Here is a 17889-nt window from a genome sequence, read left to right on the forward strand (position 1 = left end):
GTGACGGTCTGGGATGAACGCTTGCGGCTTGACATCAGCCCCGCGTTCCGCGCCTGCTTGATCTGCCGGACCACCGAACTCTGAGAACCATTCATGCGCACCACATCGGTCGGCGTCTTCAAGGTCGCCACCACGGGCCCCGGCGACGTTTCCGGCCTCATGGCCATGATCGGCTCCGGCGCGATCGATCCAAAATCGATCCTCGCCATTCTCGGCAAGACCGAGGGCAATGGCGGCGTCAACGACTTTACCCGGGAGTACGCCGTCGCTGCGCTGTGCACGGCGCTGGCGCCAAAGCTCGGCCTGACGCCGGAAGCAGTCGAGCAGCGCATCGCCTTCGTGATGTCGGGCGGCACCGAGGGCGTGCTGAGCCCGCATCTCACGGTGTTCACACGCAGCGAGGCCGATGGGCGGCCGGCGGGCCTGTCCGGCAAGCGGCTGAGCATCGGCATGGCGCACACACGGGACTTCCTGCCCGAGGAGCTTGGGCGGTCCGCGCAGATCACGGAGACGTCCAAGGCCGTGAAGGCCGCGATGACGGACGCCGGCATCCTTGAGCCCGCCGACGTGCACTTCGTGCAGATCAAGTGCCCGCTGCTGACCAGCGAGCGCGTCGCGGCGGCAAACGCGCGCGGCAACAAGGTGGTGACGACCAGCTCCTACAGCTCGATGGCCTATTCGCGCGGCGCCTCGGCACTGGGGGTTGCGGTCGCGCTCGGCGAGATCGGTCCCGATGTCCGCGACGAGGACGTGCTGCGGCGCTACGACCTGTTCTCGAATGTCGCGTCCACCTCGTCCGGGATCGAGCTGATGCATAATGTCGTCATCGTGCTCGGCAACTCCGAATTGTCAGTGAGCGAGTTCGAAATCGGGCATGCCGTGATGAAGGACGCGATCGATTCTGCCGCGGTGATGTCGGCGCTGACGAGCGTCGGACTTGCCATCGCGCCGCAAACCAGCGCGGGGCGTGCGCTCGTCAACATATTCGCCAAGGCGGAAGCTTCGCCTGACGGCAGCGTGCGCGGCTTTCGCCACACCATGCTCGAAGACACCGACATCAGCTCGACACGCCACGCCCGCGCCGCGGTCGGCGGCCTGATCGCGGGCCTTGCCGGCACCGGCGCGGTCTACGTGTCCGGCGGCGCCGAGCATCAGGGGCCGGCCGGCGGCGGTCCGGTTGCAGCGATCGCACGGCTGTCGGATTGATAGAGCCGGCATCATCCGACCTCTCCGCCCGGCGCAACCCTGCCCCTCGCGCCGGCTCAGTTGATTCACGCGGTCGCTTGCGAAAAAGGTGGCGCCGCACCTTAAGGGGATTTTGACTTCATGACGTTGCCGATGAGCTGGAATGAATGGGCGCAGCACGATGGCGTGGCGCTGGCGGCCCGCGTCCGCAAGGGCGAGCTAACGGCGAAGGAATTGGCCCGCCAGGCTACCGCCGGCGTCGCCAAGGTCAATCCGGCACTGTCGGGCGTGGTCGAGCTGTTCGAGGACGTCATCGCCGATCCCGCCAAGGACGGCGCCAATCTCGCAGGTCCCTTCGCTGGCCTGCCCTTCCTGATGAAGGATCTCGGACCGACCATGAGGGGCCGGCTCCAGGAGATGGGCTCGCTGTTGATGCGCGGCAATCGCGCCGCGGCCGACACGTTCCTCACCGGCAAATTCCGCCAGGCGGGGCTCAACCTGATCGGCCGCACCACGACGCCGGAATTCGGCGTGTGCAGCTCGGCCGACAATCCGGCCGTCTATGTCACGCGCAATCCCTGGAATACCGACTACACCACCTGCGGCTCGTCGGCGGGCAGCGCCGCGATGGTCGCCGCGGGCGTGGTGCCGATCGCACATGCGACCGATGGTGGCGGCTCGATCCGCATTCCCGCCGGCGTCAACGGCAATATCGGATTGAAGGTCTCGCGCGGCGTGTTCTCACTGGCGCCGCACATGTCCGACCTCACCGGCCTCGTCTCGATCCAGGGCTGCCAGTCGCGCTCGGTGCGCGACACCGCGGCCTTCGTCGATCACGCGCGCGGGCCCGCGCCCGGCGAGTTCATGCCGTTCTGGACCACGGCACAGCCCTATTCGGAAATGATCAAGCGCGATCCGACAAAGCTTCGCATCGCGCTGTCGCATACATGGGGCGATTACACCGCGACGCCCGAGCTCGCCGCCGAGCTGGAGAAGACCGGCCGCTTCCTCGAAGGCCTCGGCCATCACGTCGACTACGCGCTGCCCGAGCTCGATTTCCGCGCGGCCTTCGCGGCGCAGACGACCTGCTACATCTCGAATTTCGCCGTGGTGATCTCCAACATGCTCGCCGCGCGCGGGCTGGAAAAGCCGCCGGAAGATCTGATCGAGCCCATGAACATCCGGATCTGGGAAGCCGGCCGCCACACCAGCTTCGCCGAGCGGGCGAAGATGCAGGCCGTGTTCAACACGACCTCGCGCGGCTTCGGCAGCTTCTTCGAGCAGTGGGACGTGATCCTGACGCCGATCACCGCGCTGCCGACGCCCAAGGTCGGCACCAGGGAATATCTCACCATCTCCGACAATCCTGACGTGCTCGACTGGTTCGGCAATCTCTGGCGCTTCTTCGCCTTCACGCCGCTCGCCAATCTCTGCGGCATGCCCGCGATCTCGATGCCGATGGCAAGCCAGGAGCACGGCCTGCCGCTCGGCATCCAGGCCATCGCCAAGCAGGCCAATGACGGCCTCCTGCTGCAACTCGCCGCCCAGATCGAGCGCGCGCTCGACGGCAAGTGGAACGGCGGCAGGAAGCCGAAGGTGCATGTGAGCTGAGGCTCAGCTATTCACTTCGGATGGCCGCGCGCTTGCGGCCATCCTTCGAAACGCCCGCCGTTGGCGGGCCCTCAGGATGAGGTCTCGTTTCGCGGCGATCTCAGTTCTTCACCGCCGGAATTTCCTCCGCCGGCTGCTGCTGGCCCTGCTTGTACATCGCGAGCGCCTTGTCGAGGGCTTCGCGCAACGCCAGCGCCGCGGCGACGCTGCAGCGCAGATGCGCGGTCTGGACCACGTCGACCCTGACAGCGGCGCCGATTGGCATCAACAGGTTCGCGGCGAGCTCGATCTGGATCGCGCCATTGTGATGGCCGAAGCAGGACGCGCCGTCGAAATAGATGATCGGCGCCCGCTCCGAGCTCGAGGTCGAAATGGTGACGGGCCCCTGGTTGGTGCCGGGTGTCTCGGGGTCGGTCATGGGCGCTCCTTGCGGGCATTGGACGAACGAAGCGCCCACCATCGTTGCTTTGGCCGGCCCTGTCGAGGCCAAACCGGCTGGCGCTCCGGCAAGGCGCATTCGCAGGTTTTGCGCGGCGCCCTGCACTGGTCTAGAACAGCGCCATGTCCACTGCACCTGTCACACTCCCGTTCGAGGAACTCGCCGAGGCCATCAAGGGGCGCCGCTCCGACTATGGCCATATCAGCGGGCTACAGCTCGACCGCTTCGCGCCAGCCGAGGCCTGGTCCAGCCTGCCCTACCGCCCCGTCTTCGTCGGCGACACCGAGACCGGCGTTCTGCATGGCGGCGTCGTCACCGCGATGCTGGACGAGAGCTGCGGCATGGCGGTGCAACTTGCGCTCGACGGCACGCGCGCGATCGCAACCCTCGATCTGCGCATCGACTACCAGAAGCCGGCGACGCCCGGCCTCGACATCAAGGCACATTCGGTCTGCTACCGCACCACGCGATCGATCGCCTTCGTGCGCTCCACTGCCTATCAGGAGTCCGAAGACGATCCGGTCGCGACCGCGACCGCCTGCTTCATGATCGGCGCCAACCGCACCAACATGCTCGCCGACCGGCGGATGGATTCGCGCAGCATCCCGACGCTGGAGGCGCCGGAGGATCCGGACGGCCCGTTCGCGCGCAGCCCGTTCGCGCGGGCTCTCGGCATCCGCGTCAACGACGACGGCACGCTGACGATGCCGTTCTCGCCAAAGATCATCGGCAATCCGATCCTGCCCGCGATCCATGGCGGGATGACCGGCGCCTTCCTCGAGACCACCGCGATCATCGGAGTGGGACGCGAGCTCGGCGCTGCCGCACCGCCCAAGCCGATCGGACTCACTGTCAACTACCTACGCTCCGGCCGCGCGCTCGATTCCTTTGCCAACGTCTCGATCGTGAAGCAGGGTCGCCGCATCGTCGCCTTCGAGGCACGCGCCTGGCAGGACGATGCCGACAAGCCGATCGCCACCGCCTTCGGCCATTTCATGCTGCGGCCGACGCCCGGAAGTGACGAGGAATAGACGTATTTTCCCTTGACGGAGGGGGGCCGGGCCACAACGATAGTGCGGTTCCTGCGAGAGGTATTGGATTGCGGCATCCGCTCGACATCGTCGCCATGTTCGCCGCGCTCTGGCTGCTGGCATCGATGGTGCTCGACGCGCTGACGCCGACGGAGCTGACGGCCGTCATGATCGGAATTGCGATCGGCCCCGCAGTGATCATCACCGCCGTCTTTTACTACCTTCGCTGCCCCCGCACCGACTTTGCGGTCATGTTCGCCGCCTTATGGCTGATCTCGGACATTGCGATTGCATTCATCTCCCCGACACAGCTGCCGCATTTCCTCATCGTGCTCGGCTTTGTCCCGGCGCTTATCATCGGCATCGTGCTGCACTGGCAACGCTTCCAGGCCCGCCACGAGCGGCTGCCCGCGCCGTCGGTGAAGCGCAGTTAGCGCGGCAAGAGGTTCGTCTTCGCGAGATCGAGCACCTCGTCGCCGCGGCCGTTCATCACCGCACGCAACACCCACAGGCTGAAGCCCTTGATCTGCTCGGGCGTGATGGTCGGCGGCATCGACAGCTCCTGCTTGGCGGTGACGACGTCGAGCAGTGCCGGCCCGTTGTGGGCCAGCATCTCCTTCATCGCGCCCGGCAGCTCGCCGGGATCCTCGACGCGCTTCGCAAAGATGCCCATCGCGCGCGCCATCGCGGCAAAGTCGGGATTCTCCAGGTCGACATTGGTGTCGACGAAGCCGGCGGCCTTCATCTCCAGCGCGACGAAGCCGAGCACGCCGTTGTTGAAGACGACCACCTTCACCGGCAGTTTCATCTGCGTCAGCGTGATCAGATCGCCCATCAGCATGGTGAAGCCGCCATCTCCGGAGAGCGAGATCACCTGGCGGCCGGGTTGGGCGGCCTGCGCGCCGATCGCCTGCGGCATCGCATTGGCCATCGAGCCGTGCACGAACGAGCCGATCAGCCGGCGCCGGCCGTTCATGTCGAGGTAGCGCGCGGCCCACACCGTCGGCGTGCCGACATCGGCAGTGAACACGGCCTCCTCGGAGGCGTGGTCGCTGATGACTTTTGCGAGATATTGGGGATGGATCGGCTTAGCTCCGGGCGTGCCCTTGGCCAGCGAGTCGAGGCCTTCGCGCGCCTTCTTGTAGTGGGCGATGGCATCGTCGAGATGCCGGCGCTGCGTCTTGGACTTGAGCAGCGGCAGCAGCGCCTCGATGGTCAGCTTGACGTCGCCGACGAGGCCGAGATCGATCCTGCACCGCCGTCCCAGATTCTCCGGGCGGATGTCGATCTGTGCGACCTTCGCATCGGTCGGGAAGAACTGCTTGTAGGGAAAATCGGTGCCGAGCATCACCAGCGCGTCGCAGGCGTGCATGGCGGCGTAGCCCGAGGAGAAGCCGATGAAGCCGGTCATGCCGACGTCGTAGGGGTTGTCGTATTCGACATGCTCCTTGCCGCCGAGCGCATGCACGATCGGGCTCTTCAACGCTTCGGCCAGCTGCATCAGCGGCGCATGTGCGCCGGCACAGCCGCGGCCGCAGAACAGGGTGATGCGCTCGGCGCCGTTGAGGAGATCGGCCAGCGCCTTCAGCTCATCCGCCTGCGGCACGACTTTCGGTGTCGCCAGCGCAAGCCCACGCGAAGTCGACAGCGCGCGCTTGGGCGGGCTGCGGAACGCGACGTCGCCGGGCATCGCGACGACGGCGACGCCGCGCAGGCCCACCGCCGCACGGATGGCGTTCTCCAGCACGTAAGGCAGCTGACTCGAATCAGAGACCAGCTCGCAATAATGGCTGCATTCGCGGAACAGGTTCTGCGGGTGGGTTTCCTGGAAATAGCCGCCGCCGATCTCGGCCGTCGGAATTTGCGCCGCGATCGCCAGCACGGGGACACGGCTGCGATGCGCGTCGAACAGGCCGTTGATCAGATGCAGATTGCCGGGGCCGCAGGAGCCCGCGCACACTGCGAGGCTCCCGGTCATCTCGGCTTCACCGGCGGCAGCGAAGGCTGCGACCTCCTCGTGGCGGACATGGATCCATTCGATCGTGCCGCGGCGGCGCAGCGCCTCCGTGAGGGCGTTCAGACTGTCGCCGACGATACCGTAGATGCGCTTGATGCCGGCCTGTTCGAGCGTTGCCACGAACAGGTCGGCCACGTTGTTGATCGCCATGTCGGTCTCCTGCTGCGCCGGTCGCATGTCTGCGACGCCAAAGCATCAGCATCGCGCCACAATGCGGCACAATAAGCTATGACAGGATCACGGCTAGTTTATTGCCGGCTCAGTCTTTCGCAATCGCCCGATCATAGGCTGTGATCGTCGCCTTCGCGCGCGCTGCGACATCCGCCGCACTCATGCCGGGCTTGTAGAGGCTGGAGCCGAGACCGAAGGCGGTCACACCACCCTTGATGTACTCGGCAAAGTTCTGGTCGGAGACGCCGCCGACGGCGGCGATCATCACGCCAACGGGCAGCACAGCGCGGATCGCGGCGATGCCGGAGGCACCCAGCACGCTCGCCGGAAAGAATTTCAGGCCCGACGCACCGGAGTGCGCCGCGAGCAGCGCCTCGGTCGGCGAGAATACGCCCGGCAACGTCACCATGCCGTGCTGATGCGCACGCGCCAGCACCTCGGTGTCGACATTGGGCGAGACCATCAGCCTGCCGCCGACATCGTTGAGACGATCGACGTCTGCGGCGGTCAGCACAGTGCCGGCGCCGATCAGCACGCCGGCCGGCGCGAGCTTCACGGCAAGCCCGATCGAGCGGAACGGATCGGGCGAGTTCAGGGGAATCTCGATCGCGGTCATGCCGGCCCCGATCAGCACGCCGACGATGGCCTCGGCCTCCTCGGGCTTGACGCCGCGGAGGATTGCGACCAGCGGGCGCTGCATCGGCGGAAAGGGAACGCTCATCTCAAAAGTCCTTCTATTTCGTCCAGATCGCCGCTGCCGCCATCGACAGGCCACGGCGGACCGCTTCATCCGCATCGATCGGCTGCACGGTGACCGACAGCGCGTCGAAGGCGTGCCGGTACAGCGTCGCGAGCCGACCCGACGCAATCAGAGTGACACCCGCTGCCGGCAACGCGCCGGAGAGACCAGCCGCGAGCTCGGCGCCGATCAAGGTGCCCGACAGCGTCTCGCGCGCCGCAGCCGGCGTGCCGCCGAACAAAAGCTGCCGCGACCGCGCCGTGAACAGAAGATTGGCCGCGAAGGCCGGCGCCTCGTACGCGGATTTCACAGCCGCCTTGAAGCTCGCGATATCCTCGGCATCCTCGGCATTGGCAACCGCGAGCGACAGAATCGTCTCGCGCGAGACGACGCTGAAGAGCTCGCCGGTCATGAAGGTGGAAAACCGCACGACCGTGCCATCAGTCACGCGGACCCATTTCGAATGCGTGCCGGGCATGCAGACCAGAGCATCGCTGGCGCCATCCAGGCCGAGCGCGCCGAGCAACTGCGTTTCCTCGCCGCGCATCACGTCCGGCGCGCTCGCGTCGCGCTGCGCGATGCCGGGCAGGATGCGGATGTCGCGCGTCTCGCCCGGCACGCGCGCGGCCTGCTTGAGGATGGCGGCGAGCGGCGCCGGCGTGTCGACATAGCCGGCCTCGACCCAGCCGTTCCTGGCGCCGGCCATACCGCAGACGAGAACCGGCAGATGCGAGGGCGCCTCGACCGCGGCAAGATGCGATTGCAGCACGGCAGCGAAGCCGGTCTTGGCCGCGGCCAGCATGCCCTCGCCGCTGCGGCGCTCGGCCAGCACCTGTCCGGCACGATCGACCAGCCACAGCCGGAAGCTGCTGGTCCCCCAGTCCACCGCGACATAGGCGGGTTCAGTCATCGTATCCTCGTCTCACCGGCAAGACGCCGTCTCGCGACAATGAGACGGTGTCCAGCAAATCTGCCCCGGGATATCGGCTCTTGCCGCCGCAAACCAGCCTTTTCTCGCGGGTCTGAAGCGCAATCGCGCTGGCACACCGCTTGCTGAAGCGTCTCCACTCACATCCGTGAACCGCGCAGCAAGACGCGTCAACTGTGAAGAGGAAACCCATGGAGATCGGCTATTTCACGATGCCTTCGCATCCGCCGGAGTGCGGCCTGAAGGAAGGAAACGACTGGGACCTGCAGGTCATGCGCTGGCTCGACGAGCTCGGCTATCAGGAGGCCTGGGTCGGTGAGCACCACACCGCGCCCTGGGAACCCAATCCCACGCCGGACCTGTTGATCGCGCAGGCCTTGATGCAGACCAAGAAGCTTCGCATCGGGCCGGGCGGATTCCTGTTGCCCTATCACCACCCGGCCGAGCTCGCCAACCGCGTCGCGATGCTCGACCATATGTCCGAGGGCCGGCTCAATTTCGGCGTCGCGGCGAGCGGCCTGCCGAGCGACTGGGCGATGTTCAACGTCGATGGCATGAGCGGCCAGAACCGCGACATGACCCGCGAGGCGCTGGAGATCATCCTGAAGCTCTGGACCGAGCCCGCGCCCTTCACCCACAAGGGCAAGTACTGGACGGTGACCAAGCCGGACACGATGTTCGACTTCCTCAAGCCGCATATCAAGCCGCTGCAGGCGCCGCATCCGCCGATCGGCGTTGCGGGTCTCTCGAAGAACTCGGACACGCTGAAGCTGGCGGGCGAGCGCGGCTTCATCCCGATGAGCCTCAACCTCAATCCGGCCTATGTCGGCAGCCATTGGGACTCGGTCGAGATCGGCGCGGCCAAGACCGGACGCAAGCCGAACCGGCAGGACTGGCGCCTCGTGCGCGAGGTGTTCGTCGCCGACACCGACGAGGAGGCCTGGAAGCTCTCGACCGGCGACATGATGGGCCGGATGATGCACGAGTACTTCCTGCCGCTGCTCGGCCATTTCGGCTTCAAGGATTATCTGAAGCACGCCCCCGATGTGCCCGACAGCGACGTCACGGTCGAATATTGCGCCAAGCGGAACTGGATCGTCGGCTCGCCCGCGACCGTCGCCGAGAAGATCGAGAAGATCTACGACGAGGTCGGCGGCTTCGGCGTGCTGCTGGTGTTCGGTTTCGACTACAAGCACAAGGCCGAGGCCTGGTATCACTCGCTCTCGCTGCTGAAGAACGAGGTGATGCCGCGCCTGACGCATCTCGGCTCCGCGAAGAAGGCGGCTTGACCCGAGCCTGATCCGGAAAAGTGCGCAGCGGTTTTCCGAAGAGATCATGCTATACTCTTAGCGCCGGGTGCGGCGCGATCGTGCCGCACCCGCATTCATTTGGGAGATTTCCGCGTGTCGGTGGACGCAAAGGCTTTCAAGCAGGCGATGCGCCAATGCGCCGGCGCCGTGGCGCTGGTCACAGTTGGCGCCGAGCACGGCAAGCGCACGGGACTGACGGTGACCTCGGCTTGCTCGCTGTCGGACTCACCGCCCTCGCTGATCGTCTGCGTCAACCGCAACGCCAGCGCCCATGCGCGCATCCGCGAGGAAGGCGCGTTCGCAATCAACCTCCTGCACGAGGATCACGCGCTGCTGGCGCTCACCTTCAGCGGCCAGAAGGGCGTCAACGGCGATGATCGCTTCGCGTTCGGCCAGTGGACGCGCGGCGTGACCGGCGCGCCGGTGCTGACGGATGCGGTGGCGGCATTCGACTGCGTGCTGGCGCAGGAGTTCGAGACCAGAACGCATTCGATTTTCGTCGGCGAGGTGCGCGGTGCGACGCATTCAGCTACTGCGGCGCCGCTGGTGTACTTGCGCAGCAGCTTCCACACGCCGCAGGAAATCCGCGAAACCGTTTCAGTCGGCGATCTCGATTCGCGGCACCTGAGCTGGACGGATTTTTCTTGAGCTAGAACAGATCATATCCAGGCGTGAGGATGCCGGCCGGATCGTGATGGCGCTTGGCGTCGCACAGCAGCGGCCATCTCGGACCGAAATGATCGGCCCAATCCTGTGGCGACATCGCAAGCGCGCTCACCGGATACAGCATGCCGCCTGCAGCGCGAATGCGGTCGCAGACCGTGCGATTGCGCGCAAGCTGTCGGTCCGCATTCGCCTTGTCCGCCGATGCCGGGATGCGGATCAGATTGAACGGGAACACGACGCGCTCGTCGGGCAGTCGAAGCAGGGGCGTGCGGCATTCGCCGGTGAATATCGGATAGTAGGTGATCCGCCCGAACGGGCCGAGATCATCGCTGTTCAGCCCGGCAATCACCTCGCTTGCCACCTCCAGCGCGTTGCTGCCGCGCAAGTATGTCAGCAGCCAGGGATGCGGGTTGAACCACTGGCCATTCGATCGCAACAGCTGCTCGAGCTTCGCAAATGCATTAGCGTCGTCGCCGAAGGCGAGATCCGAAACGGTCTCGCGCTTCTCGGCAAGGCCTGCAAGCAGCCGTTTGTCGTCGGGAGGCGTGCCGCTGTCGTAGAAGACGGCTGCTTCCATCTGATAGCGCCAGCCGCCGGTGCCGTCAGGCACGACCGCGCCCTGCAACTGATCGAAGCGTCCCTCGTCCAGAGCACGCCGCTGGTCGGCGGTCAGTGACGCGAGATCGGAATAGGACAGCAGATAACGCCTGACACGTTCGGGTGCGCGCATCAATCGAAGCATCGCGCGGGTGATGATCGCGCATTGCGCCAGCCCGGCGCGAACGGCGTCGAACAGCTCGGCATGCGCGGTCGGCGAGCAGGTCAGTTCCACGCCTTCGCCGGTGACGACATCCAGCTCCAGAACCTGGTCGGTCTGGAGCCCGTGCTGCGACGACGAGCCGCCGATTCCTCCGACGGCAAGCGTGCCGCCGACCGACAGGCCGAGATAGTTGGTCAGCACCGGTGGTGCGAACCCCTTGGCCAGGGCTGCCTGCAGCACGGCGTGCCAGGTCGCACCGGCATCGACCACGACACAATCGGACTCGATCCGGTGGATCGCGGCCATCGCACCGAGATCCATCACGATGCCGTCTTCGGCCATGGCCCGGCCGTAGGTCGCGTGGCCCTGCCCGCGCGCCGCAACCTTCAGCCCCTGCTCCCTGGCCCAGCGCAGGATGTCGGCGACTTCGGCGCCCGACTTCGGCTTGCAGACGGCCCGAGGCTGCCTCTGGATGATGTGGCCAAAATCCTGCGCGGCCGCCGCGCGGGATTCCGGATCGTCCGCGAGCAGGGCTTTTGGCGGCCGCGCGTCGCGCGCGCCGGGCGATTGTCCGGCAAAGGTGGCGGAAGCCAGCGTCGCGGTGACGCTGACCCCCGCGTGCAAAAGTGTCCGTCGATTGGGAGTCATGGTGCAGTCCTCTGCGCCCTTGCCGGGCAATGGGCCCCTGCACCCCAAGCTGCGATCGACGGCCCGCCGCGACAACCGGCGCATCGCGGGATAGACATTCCCGCAAATCGGGAGAATGCATTGCCGCACGCCGGCTCAAAGCCGCTCGTGCTTCAGCCGCTCCGCGAGCAGATCGACAAAGAGATGCGTCTTCGCCGGCGGTATCGCGCTTGGCGGAAACACGGCGCGCACGGGCGTTCGCGGCGCCTCGAACGCTTCCAGCGCGATTTCGAGCGCACCCTGATCGATGAGATCGCGGATCTGCCAGAACGGGCCATATCCGACACCAAGGCCATGACGGGCGGCCGCATGCGCGGCCGTCATATTGTCCGTGTGAAAGCGGCCGTTCACCTGCACAACGATCATTTCGCCATCGACCTGAAACCGCCAGATGTCGGCTTCGCCGCGACCGGTCCTGCGCAGGATGCATTGATGCCCGGCGAGATCACGAGGGTGATGCGGACGGCCGTGGCGTGCGAAATAATCGGGTGCAGCGTAGACGACGGTGCGCAACTCCCCGAGCCGTCTGGTCTTCAGCGAGGAGTCCGGCAACTCCCTGATCCGGACGGCAAGGTCAAAGCCGTCGCCGACGACATCGACGGGCCGATCGGACATGTTGACGTCGGCTTCGATCTGCGGAAAGCGCGCCATGAATTCGGCGATCACAGGCACCACATGGGTCGATCCGAACAGAACCGGTGCTGCGACCCTCAGCAGTCCCGACGGCTCGACGCGCCGGTTTGCAGCTTCAAGACGCGCTTCGGTGATCTCCGCAAAGGCCGGCTTGACGCGGCGATAGAACGCCAGGCCCGCTTCGGTCGCCACCGATTGCCGCGTGGTTCGGCGCACCAGCTCGACACCGACGCTCTGCTCCAGCGCGGCCAGCGCGCGGTTCACCGCTTGCAGCGACCGCCCGAGTTGGCGCGCCGCGGCCGTCTGGCTGCCGGCTTCGATGACAGCCAGAAAGACTTCGATCTCCTCCATCGATGGCTCTCCTCTCTCGCTCTCTCGGGAATATAGGGGCGCGGCGAGGTGTTTGCCGACTGATCCACGCGAGTCGAGCAAGAGCCGAGTTCCAGCAGGAACCCGCGAACGCGCTAGACGGAGATCTTCAATTGCTTGATCTTGCGATAGAGCGTGGCGCGGCTCAGCTTTAGCGCACGCGCTGCCTCGGTGACGCGGCCACCATGCTTGCGCAATGCCTCGATGATCGTCGCGCGCTCGGCCGCCGCGAGATCCGGCTCCGCCCTCCCGCCAAATGGCGGCAGGTCGAGATCGGCATCGGTGATGACGCCGTTCTCGGCCGTGCAGCCGGCAAGCCGCAGCACATGGCGGAGCTGGCGCATGTTGCCGGGATACGAATAGGCTATCAGCAGCGCCCAGGCCTCGTCCGACAGACGGCAGTTCGGCGCCTCCTCGCGCGCGATCTGGCGGAAGATATCGGCGCGGTCGGCACGCTCGCGCAACGCCGGCAGGTGCACCTCCATGCCGCGCAGGCGGAAATAGAGGTCGGCGCGGAAGGCGCCCTCCTCGGCCATGCGGCCAAGATCGCGGTGGGTGGCGCTGATCAGCCGGATGTCGACGGCTACAGGCTTGAGCGCACCGAGCGGCCAGACCTCGCGGTTTTCCAGCACGCGCAAGAGGCGCGTCTGCAGCGCGATGGGCATATCGCCGATCTCGTCGAGGAACAGCGTGCCGCCGTCGGCCTGCACGATCAGGCCCTTGGAGCCCTCGCGCCGCGCGCCGGTGAAGGCGCCGGCCTCATAGCCGAACAGTTCGGCATCGATCAGGCTCTCGGGCATTGCCGCGCAGTTGAGCGCGACATAATTGTTGCGCGCGCGGTTGCTGGCGGCGTGAATGGCGCGCGCGAACACGTCCTTGCCGACGCCGGTCTCGCCATGCAGCAGCACCGGCAGATTGTGATCGCCGATGCTTCGGAGCCGCTTCACGCTTTTGACCAAATCAGGATCGCGGCCGGCGAGCCGGTGCAGCGCATCGAAACGGTCGGCGGGCGCATCGCGGCGCGGCACATGCGATTTTGCACGCAGCGGCGGCGCGACATGCCCCTGCCCCAGTGGACTGCCGTCGGCACGGCGCAGCTCGACCATCTCATCCGCACCGCGCGCGGCATGATGATCGAACTTGATGTAGCGCGACAGGTCGATGCCGGAAGCGATCAGGCCATCGGTGAGGCCGAGCAGCGCACGCGCTGAGCGGCAGGCGCCGACGATGCGGCGGTCGTCATCATAGGCGATGAGACCGCTGCCGCCGTCGCCGGGCACGGTCGCGATCCAGGCGTTGCGGAAATGGCCGCGGAAGATCGCGCCCTCCATTCGCCGCGTCGCCTCCATGGTCACCGCGAGCGCAAGCTGATGCGCGGTGCGCTCGAGGTCCTCGCGGCAGGAGGTGATGTTGATCGCACCGGCGAGCCGCCCGGCCTGGTCGAACAGCGGCGCCACGGCGCAGGAGAACATGTGCCACTGCGCGCGAAAATGCTCGTCGCGGTGCACCAGGATCGGCTTCTGTTCGGCGAGCGCGGTGCCGAGCCCGTTGGTGCCCTCAAAGGTCTCGGCGAAATTGGAGCCGGTGTAGATCTTCCAGTCGAGAAACATCTTTGCGTCGGCTTCGCCCGGCAGGCGGCTGAACAGCATGGTCGCGTTCGCATCTGCGAGATTGACGCAGTAACCGGCGTCACGCAGCACACGGGCAAGATCGTCGAGCTCGGGCGTGGCGAGCCTGATCGTCTCCTCCATGGGTTCGGCAACGTGGCGGATCTCGGCTTCGGTCAGCGTCTGCGGCGGGCCCTGGCGGGCCGGATCGAGCTTGTGGCTGATCAGGCAGCGCCGCCAGGAATTTGCAATCCGCGAGGAGGCATCGACGTCCGTCACGTGATTGGCGACGGACAAGACACGGGCGACATGGTTCGAGGCCGAAAGGCTGGCCATCGCGGACGTCTCCACCCTGTATTATTGTGCAAAGTCTGGCAGCACGGGCGGGGATGTCAATCGGGAACCGGGAACGGCGCTATTGCTGCACCGCCCTCACCACGTGTCGATGCACGGCCGCTTCTTCTCCGTCCGCGCCGGCGGCTTCGGCACCGACCTGAGCCCCGCCATGATCCACCGCCGCGTCTCGGCGGGGTCGATGACGTTGTCGATCTCGAACACCGAGGCGATCGAGACCGCCTTGCCGTTGGCATAGAGCTCGGCGACCTTGTTGCGGTAATAGGTCTCGCGCTCCTCGGGATCGGCGATCGCCTCCATCTCCTTGCGGAAGCCGAGGCGGACATAGCCCTCCAGGCCCATGCCGCCGAACTCGCCCGTGGGCCAGGCCGCGGTGAAGAACGAGGCGTGGAAGCCGCCGCCGATCATCGACTGCGCCCCTAAGCCATAGCCCTTGCGCAGCACGATGCCGAACAGCGGCACGGTGAGGCTCGCGCCTGTGACGAACATGCGCGAGACGTGGCGCACGATCGCGGTCTTCTCGGCTTCCGGGCCGACCATGAAGCCGGGCGTGTCGCACAGCGAGACGATCGGCAGATCGAAGGCGTCGCAAAGCTGCAGGAAGCGCGCGGCCTTGTCGCCGGCATCGGCATCGATGGCGCCGCCGAGATGGCGCGGGTTGTTGGCGATGAGACCGAACGGTTTTCCTTCGATGCGGATGAGTGCGGTGATCATGCCGACGCCGTAGTCGCGGCGCAGCTCCAGCACGCTGTCCTTGTCGGCGACGAGGTCGATCACGCTGCGGATGTCGTAGACGCGCAGGCGGTTCTCGGGGATGGCGCGGCGGAGCAGACGCTGGTCGGCAGCCTCCCACTCCGTCACCGCGCCCTGGAAATAGGACAGGTATTTTTGCGCGACGGATGTCGCTTCCTCTTCGTCTTCGACCAGGATGTCGATGACGCCGTTGGGCGACTGGAATGAGACCGGCCCCACTTCGGCCGGATGATAGACGCCAAGGCCGCCACCCTCGATCATGGCGGGGCCGCCCATACCGATCGAAGCGTTCCTGGTGGCGATGATGACGTCGCAGCAGCCGAGCATCGCGGCGTTGCCGGCGAAGCAATAGCCGGAGACGACGCCGATGACAGGCACGAGGCCGGAGAGCCTCGCGAACTGCACGAAGGACGGGCCGTCGAGGCCGGTCATGCCAAGCCGGTCGGTGTCGCCAGGCCGGCCGCCGCCGCCCTCGGCGTAAAATACCAGCGGCACGCGCCAGTCTTCCGCCAGCGTCAGCATGCGGTCGATCTTCTTGTGGTTCATGTGGCCCTGCGTGCCCGCGAGCACGGTGTAGTCGTAGGCCACGACGATGCAGCGCGCGCCTTCCGGGCCGAACTTCCCGGCATTGACGGTGGCGACGCCCATGACGAGGCCGTCGGCCGGCGTGTTCTTGATGAGGTCGTCGAGCTTGCGCCGGCGCCGCTGCGCCGCGATCGCGAGGCTCCCGTACTCCATGAACGAGCCGTCGTCGACGAGCTGGGCAACGTTCTCGCGCGCGGTGCGCTGGTTGGTGTTGCGGCGGCGCTCGACCGAAGCGGGGCGGTTTTCGTCGAGCGTATTGGCTTGGCGCGCGATCAGCTCGGCGAGGTCGGGGCGGATGTGGTCGAGATCGACATCGGCTTCCGCCGCCGTGCTGTCGGCCGCGACGTCGAGCGGCTCCAGATACATGATCGGCTCGCCATGCATCAGCGTGGCACCGTCGCCGGCGACGAGCTTCATGACGCGGCCGCCCTGCTCGGCCATGACGAGATGCTCCATCTTCATGGACTCGATCACCGCGAGCTGCTGGCCGGGGCGGACGATCTCGCCTTGCTTCACCTGGATCGTGACGATGGTCCCCTGCAGCGGCGCAGCAACCATCACCGCCCCTTCGGGCACGATCTGCGCGACATGCGCTTCCGCGCCATGACCGGAGTGCTCGGTCGCCGCAAAGTAGAGCGGCCTCGCCGCGCCATCGGCGGCCTCGACGAGCTTTGCGATGTTGCGATCGATGAAATCGGTCGCGATACGGTTGGTCCTGAAATCCGGATGCGCCAGCACGGCCTGCAGGAAGGCGATGTTGGTGACGACGCCGTCGATCCGGAATTCGCGCAAGGCACGCGAGGCTTTCGCCACGACGTCATGCCAGGCCTCGCCCGGCGTATGTACGACGACCTTTGCCAGCAGCGAATCGAAAGCGGCGCTGGTCTTGTAGCCGGCATAGCCAAAGCTATCGACGCGCACGCCCGGCCCCGACGGCGGCTCGAACACGGCGAGCACGCCGCCGGTCGGATGGGTCGCTCCCGTCTCGTCCAGCGTCTCCATGTTGACGCGGAGCTGCATGGCATAGCCGCGCGGCTTCGGGATTGAGCCTTGCGCAAGACCGAGCGAGGCCAGCGAAGCTCCCGCGGCGACCGCGAGCTGGGCGCGGACGAGGTCGAGGCCGAGCACCTCTTCCGTGACGGTATGCTCGACCTGAAGCCGCGGATTGGCCTCGATGAAGGCAAAGTTGTCCTCTGCGGTGCCGTCGACCAGGAACTCGAAGGTGCCGAGATTGTCGTAAGCCGCCGCCGTCGCAAGCTGCTTCGCCGCCTCGATGATGCGGCCGCGCAGGGGATCGCTCAGCGACGGGCTCGGCGCGACCTCGACCAGCTTCTGGTGACGGCGCTGGATCGTGCATTCGCGCTCCCAGAGATGGGAGATCGCGCCATGGCGATCGCCGATGATCTGCACCTCGATGTGACGCGCCTGCCGGATCAGCCGCTCGGCATAGACGCCATCGAAGCCGAACGCCGCCTTGGCCTCGGACTGGCAGCGCGCATAGGCCTCTGCAAGATCGGACGCATTCTCCACCACCCGCATGCCGCGGCCGCCGCCGCCGGCCATGGCCTTGATCACGATCGCCGCATTGCTGCCGAGCGAGGCGAAGAACGCCGTGATCTCCTCGAGGCTCGACGGCCCGCTGGTGCCGGCAATGATCGGCACACCGCAGCGTTTTGCCAGTTGCCGTGCCGCGACCTTGTCGCCGAACAGTTCGAGCGCCGCCGCCTTCGGCCCGACGAAGGTGATGCCGGCGTCGGCGCAGGCTTTTGCAAACGCCGCGTTCTCGCTGAGGAAGCCGTAGCCGGGATGCACGGCATCGCAGCCGGCAGTCTTCGCCGCCTTCACCACGGCGTCGATGTCGAGATAGGCCCGCGCGCCGCGGCCGGCGATTTCGACCGCCTCGTCGCCGACACGCACATGCAGCGACAGCGCATCATCCACGGGATGGATCGCGACCGTCGCGATGCCGGCATCAGCCGCTGCGCGCGCGATGCGGATGGCGATCTCGCCGCGGTTGGCGATCAGGAGCTTTTTGAACGACATC

Annotated in this window: 14 protein-coding genes; 6 read left to right on the forward strand and 8 right to left on the reverse strand. The window is 66.4% G+C overall.

Annotated features, from left to right (window positions below; genetic code table 11):
* Positions 1-93 precede the first annotated feature (93 nt).
* Positions 94-1206: a ring-opening amidohydrolase gene (locus JQ603_RS18765; RefSeq protein ID WP_212341621.1), complete on the forward strand. Its 1113-nt coding sequence runs from the start codon at positions 94-96 to the stop codon at positions 1204-1206.
* A 120-nt stretch (positions 1207-1326) separates the two neighbouring features.
* The gene (locus JQ603_RS18770; protein WP_212341622.1) at positions 1327-2796 is read left to right on the forward strand and encodes an amidase; all 1470 of its coding nucleotides are present in this window, start codon (positions 1327-1329) and stop codon (positions 2794-2796) included.
* 100 nt (positions 2797-2896) lie between these two features.
* Here JQ603_RS18770 and JQ603_RS18775 read toward each other — a convergent pair whose 3' ends face one another.
* Entirely contained in the window at positions 2897-3214 is a 318-nt protein-coding gene (locus tag JQ603_RS18775; RefSeq protein WP_212341623.1) for a hypothetical protein, read from the reverse strand.
* A gap of 143 nt (positions 3215-3357) precedes the next feature.
* Here JQ603_RS18775 and JQ603_RS18780 point away from each other — a divergent pair, with 143 nt between their 5' ends.
* Together JQ603_RS18780 and JQ603_RS18785 are read left to right on the forward strand one after the other, a co-directional pair.
* Positions 3358-4266 carry a PaaI family thioesterase gene (locus JQ603_RS18780; protein ID WP_212341624.1) on the forward strand — a complete coding sequence of 303 codons (909 nt, stop codon included), beginning with the start codon at positions 3358-3360 and terminating at the stop codon, positions 4264-4266.
* Positions 4267-4334: 68 nt separating this feature from the next.
* Complete coding sequence (locus JQ603_RS18785; RefSeq protein WP_212341625.1) at positions 4335-4700, forward strand: hypothetical protein; 366 nt, start codon at positions 4335-4337, stop codon at positions 4698-4700.
* Here JQ603_RS18785 and poxB read toward each other — a convergent pair.
* The 3 genes from poxB to JQ603_RS18800 all read right to left on the reverse strand — a co-directional run bounded on the left by poxB (position 4697) and on the right by JQ603_RS18800 (position 8103).
* Complete coding sequence (poxB, locus tag JQ603_RS18790) at positions 4697-6433, reverse strand: ubiquinone-dependent pyruvate dehydrogenase (RefSeq protein WP_212341626.1); 1737 nt, start codon at positions 6431-6433, stop codon at positions 4697-4699. The genes JQ603_RS18785 and poxB overlap by 4 nt on opposite strands.
* Positions 6434-6542: 109 nt before the next feature.
* Entirely contained in the window at positions 6543-7175 is a 633-nt protein-coding gene (locus tag JQ603_RS18795) for a 2-dehydro-3-deoxy-6-phosphogalactonate aldolase (RefSeq protein ID WP_212341628.1), read from the reverse strand.
* A 13-nt stretch (positions 7176-7188) separates the two neighbouring features.
* A complete protein-coding gene (locus JQ603_RS18800) occupies positions 7189-8103 on the reverse strand; it encodes a 2-dehydro-3-deoxygalactonokinase (RefSeq protein ID WP_212341630.1) in 915 nt (304 codons plus the stop codon).
* A 209-nt stretch (positions 8104-8312) separates the two neighbouring features.
* On the opposite strand from JQ603_RS18800, the gene JQ603_RS18805 reads away from it, so the two are divergent.
* Entirely contained in the window at positions 8313-9410 is a 1098-nt protein-coding gene (locus JQ603_RS18805) for an LLM class flavin-dependent oxidoreductase (RefSeq protein ID WP_212341631.1), read from the forward strand.
* Positions 9411-9524: 114 nt separating this feature from the next.
* Positions 9525-10079: a flavin reductase family protein gene (locus JQ603_RS18810; RefSeq protein ID WP_212341633.1), complete on the forward strand. Its 555-nt coding sequence runs from the start codon at positions 9525-9527 to the stop codon at positions 10077-10079.
* A gap of 1 nt (position 10080) precedes the next feature.
* Here the strand turns inward: JQ603_RS18810 and JQ603_RS18815 are convergent, their stop codons facing one another.
* The 4 genes from JQ603_RS18815 to JQ603_RS18830 form a co-directional block, all read right to left on the reverse strand.
* Positions 10081-11505 (reverse strand): FAD-binding protein, encoded by a 1425-nt coding sequence (locus tag JQ603_RS18815; RefSeq protein ID WP_212341634.1) that lies wholly within the window; start codon positions 11503-11505, stop codon positions 10081-10083.
* A 135-nt stretch (positions 11506-11640) separates the two neighbouring features.
* Positions 11641-12528, reverse strand: coding sequence for a LysR family transcriptional regulator (locus tag JQ603_RS18820; RefSeq protein WP_212341636.1), 888 nt, complete (start codon positions 12526-12528; stop codon positions 11641-11643).
* A gap of 113 nt (positions 12529-12641) precedes the next feature.
* The gene (locus JQ603_RS18825) at positions 12642-14489 is read right to left on the reverse strand and encodes a sigma-54-dependent Fis family transcriptional regulator (RefSeq protein ID WP_212341638.1); all 1848 of its coding nucleotides are present in this window, start codon (positions 14487-14489) and stop codon (positions 12642-12644) included.
* A gap of 96 nt (positions 14490-14585) precedes the next feature.
* A complete protein-coding gene (locus JQ603_RS18830; protein WP_212341640.1) occupies positions 14586-17888 on the reverse strand; it encodes an acetyl-CoA carboxylase family protein in 3303 nt (1100 codons plus the stop codon).
* Between the last annotated feature and the right edge of the window lies 1 nt (position 17889).

The sequence above is a fragment of the Bradyrhizobium liaoningense genome (genome assembly GCF_018130825.1).
Lineage (GTDB): Bacteria > Pseudomonadota > Alphaproteobacteria > Rhizobiales > Xanthobacteraceae > Bradyrhizobium > Bradyrhizobium liaoningense_B.

Bases quoted from the DNA above. Each gene is read 5' to 3' on its own strand.
- poxB (WP_212341626.1), bottom strand. From the start codon at position 6,433: ATGGCGATCAACAACGTGGCCGACCTGTTCGTGGCAACGCTCGAACAG.
- JQ603_RS18830 (WP_212341640.1), bottom strand. From the start codon at position 17,888: ATGTCGTTCAAAAAGCTCCTGATCGCCAACCGCGGCGAGATCGCCATC.
- JQ603_RS18780 (WP_212341624.1), top strand. From the start codon at position 3,358: ATGTCCACTGCACCTGTCACACTCCCGTTCGAGGAACTCGCCGAGGCC.
- JQ603_RS18765 (WP_212341621.1), top strand. From the start codon at position 94: ATGCGCACCACATCGGTCGGCGTCTTCAAGGTCGCCACCACGGGCCCC.
- JQ603_RS18825 (WP_212341638.1), bottom strand. From the start codon at position 14,489: ATGGCCAGCCTTTCGGCCTCGAACCATGTCGCCCGTGTCTTGTCCGTC.
- JQ603_RS18800 (WP_212341630.1), bottom strand. From the start codon at position 8,103: ATGACTGAACCCGCCTATGTCGCGGTGGACTGGGGGACCAGCAGCTTC.
- JQ603_RS18770 (WP_212341622.1), top strand. From the start codon at position 1,327: ATGACGTTGCCGATGAGCTGGAATGAATGGGCGCAGCACGATGGCGTG.
- JQ603_RS18775 (WP_212341623.1), bottom strand. From the start codon at position 3,214: ATGACCGACCCCGAGACACCCGGCACCAACCAGGGGCCCGTCACCATT.
- JQ603_RS18820 (WP_212341636.1), bottom strand. From the start codon at position 12,528: ATGGAGGAGATCGAAGTCTTTCTGGCTGTCATCGAAGCCGGCAGCCAG.
- JQ603_RS18815 (WP_212341634.1), bottom strand. From the start codon at position 11,505: ATGACTCCCAATCGACGGACACTTTTGCACGCGGGGGTCAGCGTCACC.
- JQ603_RS18805 (WP_212341631.1), top strand. From the start codon at position 8,313: ATGGAGATCGGCTATTTCACGATGCCTTCGCATCCGCCGGAGTGCGGC.
- JQ603_RS18795 (WP_212341628.1), bottom strand. From the start codon at position 7,175: ATGAGCGTTCCCTTTCCGCCGATGCAGCGCCCGCTGGTCGCAATCCTC.